Raw genomic sequence first — 11,059 nt, forward strand, 5'->3', positions numbered from 1 at the left:
GCGCGTGCATTTTTACCCGGGGACGACTTTCGCCAATCCCACGGCGCGGCAGGACAACGACTCCGCCAGGTTCTCGGCCATGACGTTCCGCGAGTTCGAGTGCGCTCTGGGCTGGGAAATCGCCGGGCGTTATAATCAGGATCTGTGTCGCGCAGCAAAATTCGGCGGCAGAGTTCCAGCCCCGAAGTGAACCACCTTCAGGTCGAAATGCTCAACATCGCCGAGGGCTATAGATGCTCAATCGAAACCGATATCCGGGAAGTCGGTGGCGCTGAGCGAGTTTGGTGACGCAGACCGTTCGCCATACGTTCGTCAACTTGGCCAAAATCGCAGCTTCGGGCCGATCAGGCCAAGAAGCAGTTTCGCGTGCCGAAGGGGTTTTGAGACGGGCGGGCCGGTTTCACGATCGCTGACGGCGATCGTAACCGGCTCCCCCTGCACCACGCTCAATGGTGCATGCGAAAATTCTGGATTTTCGCGGCGCATTTGTCATTGGGGGTCTTATTCCCGAAGGCCGGGACACAGCGCGTCGCTTGCGGATCCGAGCGGTCGGCGCGGATCTTGTCCATCATTCTCAGCCATTGCGGTCCATCCATTCTCCACGCGAACGCGGGCGCGGCGCTGATCATGCCGAGCGCGAGCGCGAGCGCGATGCGGGATTTTGACTTCGACATTTTATTCTCCTGTGATCGATGCCGCGCGATGCGGACGCTCGTTTTCGTCCCCACCATTGGTGGGCGGCCTCCGCATGATAGCGTATTTCTATGTTTAGTCATGCGATACGTGCCAATATTATAGATATTTAAGCTGCATATATTGTAAATAATACAGTATATATCCTGCAAATGCTGGCTATTTTATAGTACATAGTGAGTTTGTATTCAGGCATCCGATTTGTTCGTCTTGCTTGTTCGCGCCGCCGCCGGTCACGCCCGCAACTGGGCTGGCCGAGCGGACAAGCGGCGCGTCACGGAGCGAGCGGTGCCTCGATCGGGGCGAAGGCCCGCTCGAAGTTCCGATCTGTCGCGCGACGAACGCCCCCCGTTCGCGTAGGCCAGGACGCATATGCGGTCCGCTCGGTCTTCAGGACCGGGAGGCGCAATGCCGAAACGAGCGCGGCGAGAGAGGCGAACATGAAGAACGTCCAAGGTTCGGAAACCATGCCGCCGGGCGACGCGCGTTGTCAGGCTAACGCGCGTCCACGACAGGCGTGGTCACCATGTCGTCGAGCGACATGGCGCCTGACCGGCTATCAGCCGGCAACGAACCTCAAGAACGTGGAGGTTTCAGGAGGGGAGGCGGAACCTGGCCCGCAAAGACTTGCGCTGTCGCGGGAAACGGAGCCATGACGCCGAGGGCGTCGAAAGGTTGCAACGTCGGCTCAACGGCCAAGTTTTGCATACAATTGGCCATGCAGGACCTGGCGAGCGGGCATTTCGCGCAATCGTTCCGCAGCTGGTCGGGACAGCAGGGCGTTGATGGGTCCGCGGCCGCCATTCCGTCCGGCATGGACATCGCAGCGACGCGGTTCATCCCGCCATGCGCTGCGGCGGCGGGCGCAATCAGAAACGCCGCGACCGCGAGGCACTGAAGCAAACGTCGAATGGCAATCCAAAGGCGCATGGGCGAAGTATCTCATAAATGCCGTGCTGGCGGAAGAGCGACAAAAGCAGAAGCGGCTAAAGCGCCCAGCTTCGTTGCCATTCGTCACGATAAAGCGAGCGGCAGCCGCGTCGCTCTTTTCACCGGAAGAAGACGTATTTTACGAGGGCGGCGAGCGTGAGCAGAAGCACGAGGATGGCTATAAGGCCCGTGAGGCCCATGCCTCCCATCATGTCGTTCATCATGGCGCTCACCATTTAATGACCTAGAGCTTGAGAAGCTCCAGGTCCGGCTGGTTTTCGAACAAAAAGACGTAGCCGGGATGCCCGACATGGGGCTCCCACGATGCGCGATCGACCTCCAGGAACGACCACTGGCCCGAGCCATACAAGCTCAGCAACTGGATTAGGCGTTGTAACTCTCGCTCCGGGAGGGCGAGTCTTGACGATCGATGCCACTGTTGCAGCGTGCCGCGATCCAGCGCGTTGCAGGGAACATACTTGTCCGTGACCGCCCAGCCTCGGTGTTGCTCGGTCCGGGCGGCGAGAAGGCCGGCTTGCAGAAGCCCCCGGATGGCCTCGCCTCGATCTGGCTTCTGCCCTTCGTGAGCATCTGCCCAGGCGTCGACCGCGGCAAGCAGCCCTTCGGGCAGGCGCAGGCTCAGCCGTTCTCCCCTTTCTGCCAGGAACTGCCGTGGCTTTTTCGGACGGCGTTGTGGCCGGTGACGCGTCTTAGTCGTCATGATCGCCGCTCATTCAGTCGCCGGGGATCGTTTCGCATGTGAGGTCCACGGTTGGCGGAAACCTATAATTTTGGCGTCCTGTCCTGTGCGTTCCAACCGCCAGCCTTTGACCAGCCCGTAGATCGCAGGGATGACGACGAGGGTAAGGATGGTCGAGGAGACCATGCCGCCGATCATCGGCACGGCGATGCGCTGCATCACCTCCGAGCCGGCGCCAGTGCTCCAGAGGATCGGCACAAGGCCCGCCATGATGGCGACGACTGTCATCATTTTTGGTCAAACGCGCTCGACGGCGCCGAGCATGATCGCCTCGTAGAGGTCGGAGCGGGTGAAAGGCCGCCCTTCTTCGTGACGCTCCGCTTTCAGCTCCGCCATCGCCTGTTCGAGATAGATCAGCATGACGACGCCGGTCTCGGCGGCGACGCCGGCGAGCGCGATGAAACCGACGGCGACGGCGACCGACATGTTGAAGCCGAGCCACCACATCAGCCACACCCCGCCGACGAGGGCGAATGGCAGCGAGAGCATGACGATCAGCGTCTCGGTGAGCTTGCGGAAGTTCAGATAGAGCAGCAGGAAGATGATGAGCAGCGTGACGGGCACGACGATCTTCAAGCGCGCCGCGGCGCGTTCGAGATATTCGAACTGCCCGCTCCATCCGACAGAATAGCCGGGTGGCAGCTTGACCCTCTCCGCTACCGCCTTCTGGGCGTCGGCGACATAGCCGCCGAGATCGCGGCCCGTGATGTCGACGAAAATGTAGGTGACGAGCTGGCCGTTTTCGGTGCGGATCGAGGTCGCCCCGCGCGTCAATTGCACCTTCGCCACGTCGCCGAGCGGAACGGCGCCGCCGCCTGGCAATGGCACTTGCACATCGGTAGCGATCGCCTGGAGATTCGAGCGCAGATCGCGCGGATAGCGGATGTTGACGCCGTACCGCTCGCGCCCCTCGACGGTCGTGGTCACGGTCTCACCGCCGAGCGCGGTCGCGATGACGTCCTGGACGTCGCTGACGGCGAGGCCGTAGCGGCCGAGCGCCTCGCGATCCGGCGCGATGTCGAGATAATAGCCGCCGATCACCCGTTCGGCATAGGCGCTCGACGTGCCGGACACGGTTTTCAGGGCCGTCTCGATCTGGCGGGCGACTTTCTCCATTTCGGCGAGATCGGTCCCGAACACCTTGACCCCCACAGGCGTGCGGATGCCGGTTGACAGCATGTCGATGCGGGCCCGGATCGGCATGGTCCAGGCGTTCGAGACGCCGGGAAATTGCAGCGCCTTGTCCATGTCCGCCTTGAGGCTGTCGATGGTGACGCCGGGTCGCCATTCGCTCTCCGGCTTCAGATTGATGATCGTCTCGAACATCTCGGTCGGGGCCGGGTCGGTGGCGGTCATCGCCCTTCCCGCCTTGCCATAGACCGAGTCCACTTCGGGGAACGACTTGATGATGCGGTCCTGCATTTGCAGGAGTTCCGCCGCCTTGGTGATAGAGATCCCCGGTAGGGTCGTCGGCATGTACATGAGCGTGCCTTCATTAAGATTCGGCATGAACTCGGAGCCGAGCTGACGCGCCGGCCAGACGCTGACGGCGAGAGCCGCTATGGCAAGCACGATGGTGAAGGTCTTCGCCTGCAACACGCCCCGGATGACCGGACGGTAGACCCAGATCAGGACGCGGTTGATCGGGTTCTTGTGCTCCGGGATGATCCGGCCGCGCACGAAGACCACCATCAAGGCCGGCACAAGCGTGACCGACAGCATCGCCGCGGCGGCCATCGCAAAGGTCTTGGTGAAGGCGAGCGGACCGAACATCCGGCCTTCCTGCGATTCCAGCGTGAAGATCGGCAGGAACGACACCGTGATAACGAGAAGGCTGAAGAACAGGGCCGGGCCGACCTGGCTTGCCGCCTCGACGAGGATTTCAATGCGCGGCTTGCCCGGCGGGGCGCGCTCCAGATGCTTGTGGGCGTTCTCGATCATGACGATCGCGGCGTCGATCATGGCGCCGACGGCGATGGCGATGCCGCCGAGGCTCATAATGTTGGAGCCGAGCCCGATCGACTTCATGGCGCCGAAGGCCATGAGGATGCCGACCGGCAGCATCAGGATGGCGACGAGCGCGCTTCTGAGGTGAAGCAGGAAGACGACGCAGACCAGGGCGACGATGACGCTTTCCTCGGCCAGCGTGTGCTTCAGGGTCTCGATCGCCGCTTTGATCAGCTGCGAACGGTCATAGACGGGTACGATCTCGGCGCCCTTCGGCAGGCTCGCGGCGATGCCGGCGAGCCGCTGCTTGACGTTGTCGATCACGGTCAGCGCATTCGCGCCGAAGCGCTGCAGCACGATGCCGCTCGCGACCTCGCCGTCGCCATTCAGTTCGGTGATGCCGCGCCGCTCGTCCGGCCCGATCTCGACGCGGGCGATGTCCTTCAGGCGCAGGGGAACGCCCTGGTCGCTCTTGAGCACGATATTCTCGATGTCGGCCGGCGATTTGACGTAGCCGCGGCCGCGCACCATGAACTCGAACTCCGAGAGTTCGATCGTGCGTCCGCCGACATCGCGGTTGCTGGCGCGCACGGCGTCACGCAGCATCGACAGCGAGATCCCCTGGGCGCGCAGCCGCAGCGGATCGACGACGATGTTGTACTGCTTGACGAAGCCGCCGACGCTGGCGACTTCGGCCACGCCCTGCGCCTTCGACGCGGCGAAGCGCACCACCCAGTCCTGCAGCGAGCGCAGTTCGGCGAGGGTCATGTCCTTGGCGACCACGGCATATTGATAGACCCAGCCGACGCCGGTCGCGTCCGGCCCGAGGCCGGGCGTGACGCCGGCCGGCAGGCGCTTGGCCGCAGCATTGAGATATTCGAGCACGCGGCTCCTCGCCCAATAAGGATCCGTGCCGTCCTCGAAAATGACGTAGACGAAGGAGACGCCGAAGAAGGAGAAGCCGCGCACGACCTTGGACTTCGGCACGGTCAGCATTGCCGTCGTCAGCGGATAGGTGACCTGATCCTCGACCACCTGCGGCGCCTGGCCGGGGTAGTCGGTGTAGACAATGACCTGGACGTCGGAGAGGTCCGGGATCGCGTCGAGCGGCAGAGTCTTTAGCGCGTAGACGCCGGCCGCGACCGCGAAGGCCGTGCCGACGAAGATCAGCATGAGGTTGCGCGCGGACCACGCAATGAGCCGGGCGATCATGGCTTGGTCTCCGGGCTTGTCATGCCGCGCAGAGCGGCTTTGAGGTTGCTCTCGGCGTCGATCAGGAAGTTCGCCGCGACGACGACACGGTCGCCGACCGCGATGCCGCCGCGGATTTCGGTGAAGCCGCCGCCCTGCGTTCCGATCTTGACCTCGCGCGGCTCGAACCGGCCTTCGCCCTTGTCGAGAATCACGACCTGCCGCGCGCCTGTATCGATCACGGCGCTGTCTGGCACCGCGAGCACAGGGCCGCCGCTGCCGCTGGCGATCTCAACATCGGCATACATGTCGGGCCGTAGCACCCCGTCCGGATTGGGGATCTCGATCCTGACCTTCGTCGTGCGCGTTTCCTTTGCGACTTGCGGATAGATCAGCGCAACGCGGCCCTGGAAGGTCCGACCCGGCAGGCTGCGGACGCGGATCGTCGCCGTTTGGCCCGGCCGCACGTTGGCAAGGTCGTATTCGGGCACATCCGCAAGCACCCAGACCGTGGATAGATCAGCGATGCGGAACAAGGCGTCGCCGGCCGACATTTTCATGCCCTCGGTCGCGTTGCGCATCAGCACGACGCCATCGCGCGGGGACGGCCAAATGAAAGCCAGCGGGACCTGCCGCGTCCGAGTGATCTCGGCGATTACCTCTTGGGGGACGTTGAGATTTTCGAGGCGCCTGTTTGTGCCCTCGTAGCCCGGGTTGATCATGAGCTGGGCTGCCGCCGCGGCGATTTCCGGCGAACGGATTTGGAGCAGAGGCTGACCTTTGCGGACCCGGTCTCCGGTCGTGACGCTCTCGACCTTGCCGACGAAGGCGTCCGTCGGAACGGAGACGACCGAGACGCGGCGCTCGTCGGGCTGCACCGTGCCCGGCACGCGGACCTGCCGCACAATCACCTGATCGGAGACGATCTCGGACCGCACGCCGGTCCGCTGCAGCTTGCCTGGCGCAAGCTTTACCGTGACGCCGTCCTCGTCCTCGCCGGCATAGACGGGAAGGTAGTCCATCCCCATCGAATCCTTCTTCGGCGACGGCGAAGTGTCCGGCAGCCCCATCGGGTTGCGATAGTAGAGGATCTTTTTCGGCGCCCCGCCGACCGGCGCCGACACGGCGGCCGTCGGCTTGCCCTCGAAGCCGACGTCCTCACTCGCATGGACGGGCGCGAACGCCCGCCCGTCGGCGGTTTTGCGCGGCGTCGCGGAATAGGCCGGACGGCCGTCTGGATCCCGGTAGTAGATCACCGGTCCCGAGGGCGCCGGATCGGCGCTCGCCGGAATGGCCGCCGCGCTGTCGAACCAGGGGATGGCTCGAAGCCAGGACGTCGGCGGAAAGCTCACGGGCGGGGGCGCGACATCACGACGCCCAGCCCAATAGCCTCCAGTCCCCGCCGCCAGAATAGCGGCGAGGGCGAGGCCGGCGCGGCCCGCCCGGCTCATGGCGTGGCCCTGAAGTCGAGCTTGTTTTCGAGCGTGCCGGTCTCGCCCTGCACCTTGGCGCCAAGCGAAAGCCGCCACCCGCCGGCCATCACCAGAGCCGCCTTGAACCGATAGACGCCGGGGTCTGTGGAAGGCAGTTGCTCGATCGGCTCGGCCATCTCAGCCATGCCGTCGGGCGCCATGTCGACGCGTTTGGCGAAGATCACCGCGTCCGGCACGACCTTGCCGGAGCGCTTGTCGATGAGGCGGACGGCGACGATGGCGCCGTCGCCTTTCTTGATTTCGGTCTGGACGAGCTGGAACTCATAGTCGCCGATCCCGGCCCAGGCCTGCGAGACGGCCCCCGCGCCGGCGAAACCGATCAGCGCCGCCGCGGCGGCGCGCTTCACATTAAAAATGTTCATTGTTCCGAATTTCCTAAGATTCATCGTTGACCGCGCAGGCGGCGCGGCGGCCTCGTGGCGGAAGCCACGTGCTCGCGCCGCACGACGAACAGCCATGCGGCGACGCGCGGCTCACGAGGAGCCGCCGATGAATTCAGGCTTTGGGAGGTTTGGGAGGCGGCGGCTCCGGCAGCAGGTCGCGCCAGACGTCATCGCCCGGGGGGATCGTGTCGGCGGTCGCGAAACGAGCCGGGACAAAGGCCGCCACGGCGGGAGCGCCGGGAAAACACTTGGCCACGCACGCCACGGCCAGCGGGCAGGACGACTTTAAGCAATCCGGAGGGCAGGGCTTTTGGTCCGGACAGCAGGGCATGCCTTGCGACACGGACGCCAGATCCGACATCGCCGCCATAGGGCCGGACTCCATCGCGCTCGCGATCGACGGCGTCACCGTCGGCGCGATCAAAAAGCTGACGATCGCGAGGATCGAAAGCAGGCGAGGAAATAACGACCAGAGTTTCACGGATCAATTATGCCATACGGTGCGACGCAAGAAAAGGCGTCGCCCCTCACGTTTGCGTCAGATCCAGACGCGCCCCTCCGCCTATAAACATCATCGGGGCTTCGAGCGACTCCTTCAGGCTATCCCTCAGCTGCGGCATGACGGCCGCTCTCGTTTTGGTATTCCGCCCATGCCTGTTTTAGAATTTGCGCCGACGACAAACCTTGCCTATCCGGTTGGCGCCCAAGGCACTGTAGATTGTAGTCAGGCTCGGGCTCTTGTCCCCCGCCGGCAGCACCATTCGACAATGGCCCCGTTCGGCGGGAAGCCGCCAATGCCCAAACGGCCCATTTTGACCGATTTTGAAAAACTGGGCGAAATTTTCGGCGCGCCCTTGGCGGGGCGGGCGAGATTGACTGATTTTGCCCTGCGGCTCGCCTCGCGCGCTCGCTTTTGTCTCCTTTTGATCGCTAGGGCGTCGACCTTCAGGGCTTGCAGACAGCGGATGCGCCGCTCGACATCGGCCAGCCGCGCCTTGGCGATGACGCAAGCTGGTTCGGGTTGTCCTGCAAGGCGAGCAAGGTGCAGATCGCCTCCGCTTTGACGCCCAGTTCGCGGGCGTGGCGGATGAATGCCAGCCGGCGGAGGTCTGCCGCGTCGAAATGGCGGCGGCTGGTGCGCGGCGGCGCCGGCAGCAGCCCGATCTGCTCGTAATAACGGATGGCGCAAGATCAGCGCCGTCCGGCCGCGCGCAATTGCGCGAACTGGGCTCGAACCGCTGGCAGGGCGCTGATTTCAAGAGCGAATTTTTCCTTGATGGCCCGATCGAAATCGCCGTAGCCATGGGCCGGAAGCAGAAACGCGTCGGGGCCGCCGATCACATATTTGCGATACCAGGGCTCCAGCATCTTGGGCTCGAAAGTGCGCGGTTGAAAAGGCCGGCCCGGCGCACGGAAGGACCCTCCTCCGAGTGGCTGTGCCGGGTCGCCTTCGTTAATGGGCAGACCGTTGATCGTCATCCCGGTCGCCGCGAGCGCGTCGCGCATTTTTGCGGTCGCGTCATCGCCGTCGCAGTTGTCGACGCCATCGCCGGAAACGTCCATCACCACGCGTTGCGCCCTCACGGGCAACGTCGGCAGAATGTAGTCGGAAACGAAGCGCATCATATGCGCGACGCAGGTGAATTCGCCCTCCGGACGCGGCGTTCGCCGCACGCGCGCCGCAAGGGCCAAAGCGTCCTCGCGCGAAGCGATGCGCGTCCAGGGAATGGCCGCCGCGGCTCGTTCCGACCAATCGACCATGGTGAACATAATGCTGGCGCGAGGCCCACTCAGCATGGCGGCGATGACGTCAGGGTCCGCAAGCGCCTTGGCGATGCCGCCCATCTGCAGCGCGAAGCGGTTCTCGTCGACCGAGCCTGACACATCGATGGATACGATCAGCGCCATATCGACTGGCGCATCGCCGCGCGAGTCCTGCGCTGCCGCATGGCCCGCCGCGATCAAAGTCATGCCGACAAGCAGAAGGCGGAAAATCGGCGGCAAGGAAATCTCCCTGGGACCAAGGCCACATCGTCCGCTTGCGCGGGATAGACGGCGCGTTCAATGTGTGCCGACGCGCCCTCTCCGGCAAGCAAAAAACCACGACGCCTGACCCGGATATTCGCCCTCGTCCCCAGCGTTCCGGAAACCCGCCATCTGCTCGCAAGACTGCTGTTCAATCAAGCGGCCGCCGCATTCGTCTTCGCATGGTCACTGTGGCGCCGCCGACATAAAGCCGACGCGACGCTGGCAAGTGAATCCCGTCAAGGAGACTTTTCACACGGTTTGCTTGATTTATGTACGATCCGCGTTCGGGGCGAGGGCCTCAAGAATGCGGCAATCAGCTACAGTGTCATTGCGGCATTGTCCGATGATTGTCTCTAGCTCCCGCCGCATCGCCGCTAGGTCGGCGAGTTTTCGCTTCACATCGGCCAAATGCTCGCGGGCTATAGCGTCCACCTCTTTGCAGCAGCGGCTTTTCTGGTCGACAAGATCGAGTAGCGCCCGAATCTGCTCAATGGAAAAGCCCAGGTCACGGGCGCGACGGATAAAAATGAGGCTGGTTTCGTGCGTGGTCGAGTATTCGCGGTAATTCCCGGCCGTCCGAGGCGGCGCGGGGAGAAGGCCAATGCGCTCGTAATAGCGGATCGTTTCCACTTTCGTGTCTGCCGTTCGGGCCAGCGCTCCGATGTTCATGATCCATCCTTGACCCTGTAGTTACTATAGGGTCTATATCACAAGTCATCGGAAATTGCCGAAAACGTTGGGATGCGAGCAATGGACAGACCAATTCTTACGGTGGCATTGATCACGATGTTTATCGGCAGCGGTGTGTCCGTCATGGCGCAACAACGGCAGGACCAATCAGGGCGCGCATGGAGTGATTGCTGCGGCATGGAGCACTGGCCGATGATGGGGCCTGGATGGATGATGGGGCCTGGGGGGATGATGGGGAAAGGAATGGGAGGCAGCATGCCGCGTCACCACGCCACTATGATGTCGGGAGTTCCCGCACCTTACAATGCGTTGAGCAATCCGCTACCCAAAACCCGTGAGACCATCGAACGTGGCGCGCGCGTATATGCCGATAATTGCGCCGCCTGCCATGGCGCAACCGGCGCAGGCGACGGGGCGGCCGGACGTGAACTCTCGCCGCCGCCGGCCAATTTGGCATGGCTCGCCGAGATGCCGATGGTTCAATGGGACTCCTTCATATATTGGACGATCGCCGAAGGCGGAACGCAGTTTCGAAGCGCGATGCCTGCCTTCAAAGATGGACTGGCGAAAGACGATATTTGGGCGGTCATCGCCTACATTCGGGCTCGGCTCCCCCAGAGCGCCAAATAGAGGGCTTTCGTTCTGATTTTGCCAGGACATTGATTAGCGTCGTCACGTGGCCGGAGTTCGACCCTCAGAGGAATCTCCTTATGACCTATTACATAAACCGCGTTCTCCCGGTCGCATTTGACGTGGCCGTCGCCCGGACAAAAGAAGCCCTGAAAGTGGAAGGTTTCGGCGTTCTGACCGAAATCAACGTGCAGGAGACATTGAAGGCGAAGATCGGGGTCGATTTTCCCAAATATGTCATCCTTGGCGCTTGCAACCCGACCCTGGCGCACGAAGCGCTCCAGTTGGAGAACAAAGTCGGCACGATGCTGCCC

General features: G+C 63.2%; 9 protein-coding genes and 2 pseudogenes. 3 read left to right on the top strand and 8 right to left on the bottom strand.

What is annotated here, in order from left to right:
- Positions 1-190, top strand: a 190-nt coding sequence (locus tag QZ409_RS11330; protein ID WP_296710917.1) for a hypothetical protein, incomplete at its 5' end; no start/stop codon positions are given.
- A gap of 256 nt (positions 191-446) precedes the next feature.
- On the opposite strand, the gene QZ409_RS11335 is transcribed toward QZ409_RS11330, so the two are convergent.
- The 8 genes and pseudogenes from QZ409_RS11335 to QZ409_RS11370 form a co-directional block, all read right to left on the bottom strand.
- Complete coding sequence (locus QZ409_RS11335) at positions 447-674, bottom strand: hypothetical protein (protein WP_296710919.1); 228 nt, start codon at positions 672-674, stop codon at positions 447-449.
- 1,193 nt (positions 675-1,867) lie between these two features.
- A complete protein-coding gene (locus tag QZ409_RS11340) occupies positions 1,868-2,344 on the bottom strand; it encodes a hypothetical protein (protein ID WP_296710922.1) in 477 nt (158 codons plus the stop codon).
- 9 nt (positions 2,345-2,353) lie between these two features.
- Positions 2,354-5,542 (bottom strand): annotated as a pseudogene (locus QZ409_RS11345) (CusA/CzcA family heavy metal efflux RND transporter).
- Positions 5,539-6,972 (bottom strand): efflux RND transporter periplasmic adaptor subunit, encoded by a 1,434-nt coding sequence (locus tag QZ409_RS11350; RefSeq protein WP_296710927.1) that lies wholly within the window; start codon positions 6,970-6,972, stop codon positions 5,539-5,541. The pseudogene QZ409_RS11345 and the gene QZ409_RS11350 overlap by 4 nt, the downstream one beginning before the upstream one ends.
- On the bottom strand, positions 6,969-7,376 hold the full coding sequence (locus tag QZ409_RS11355) for a FixH family protein (RefSeq protein WP_296710930.1): 408 nt from the start codon (positions 7,374-7,376) through the stop codon (positions 6,969-6,971). The genes QZ409_RS11350 and QZ409_RS11355 overlap by 4 nt, the downstream gene beginning before the upstream one ends.
- A 958-nt stretch (positions 7,377-8,334) precedes the next feature.
- A pseudogene (locus tag QZ409_RS11360) lies at positions 8,335-8,579 on the bottom strand (MerR family DNA-binding protein); the annotation flags it as partial.
- Positions 8,580-8,588: 9 nt separating this feature from the next.
- Positions 8,589-9,401: a DUF1194 domain-containing protein gene (locus tag QZ409_RS11365; protein ID WP_296710933.1), complete on the bottom strand. Its 813-nt coding sequence runs from the start codon at positions 9,399-9,401 to the stop codon at positions 8,589-8,591.
- Positions 9,402-9,692: 291 nt separating this feature from the next.
- The gene (locus QZ409_RS11370; RefSeq protein ID WP_296710935.1) at positions 9,693-10,094 is read right to left on the bottom strand and encodes a helix-turn-helix domain-containing protein; all 402 of its coding nucleotides are present in this window, start codon (positions 10,092-10,094) and stop codon (positions 9,693-9,695) included.
- Positions 10,095-10,175: 81 nt separating this feature from the next.
- Here QZ409_RS11370 and QZ409_RS11375 point away from each other — a divergent pair, with 81 nt between their 5' ends.
- Entirely contained in the window at positions 10,176-10,745 is a 570-nt protein-coding gene (locus QZ409_RS11375) for a cytochrome c (protein ID WP_296710938.1), read from the top strand.
- Between the two features lie 80 nt (positions 10,746-10,825).
- On the top strand, positions 10,826-11,059 hold a 234-nt coding region (locus QZ409_RS11380; protein WP_296710939.1), incomplete at its 3' end, for a DUF302 domain-containing protein.

Origin of the sequence: Rhodoblastus sp. (assembly GCF_019449565.1) — a bacterium.
Lineage (GTDB): Bacteria > Pseudomonadota > Alphaproteobacteria > Rhizobiales > Beijerinckiaceae > Rhodoblastus.

What these genes read in the sequence shown, in the direction of transcription:
- QZ409_RS11355 (WP_296710930.1), bottom strand. Translation starts at nt 7,376, where the DNA reads ATGAACATTTTTAATGTGAAGCGCGCCGCCGCGGCGGCGCTGATCGGT.
- QZ409_RS11375 (WP_296710938.1), top strand. Translation starts at nt 10,176, where the DNA reads ATGGACAGACCAATTCTTACGGTGGCATTGATCACGATGTTTATCGGC.
- QZ409_RS11350 (WP_296710927.1), bottom strand. Translation starts at nt 6,972, where the DNA reads ATGAGCCGGGCGGGCCGCGCCGGCCTCGCCCTCGCCGCTATTCTGGCG.
- QZ409_RS11335 (WP_296710919.1), bottom strand. Translation starts at nt 674, where the DNA reads ATGTCGAAGTCAAAATCCCGCATCGCGCTCGCGCTCGCGCTCGGCATG.
- QZ409_RS11370 (WP_296710935.1), bottom strand. Translation starts at nt 10,094, where the DNA reads ATGAACATCGGAGCGCTGGCCCGAACGGCAGACACGAAAGTGGAAACG.
- QZ409_RS11340 (WP_296710922.1), bottom strand. Translation starts at nt 2,344, where the DNA reads ATGACGACTAAGACGCGTCACCGGCCACAACGCCGTCCGAAAAAGCCA.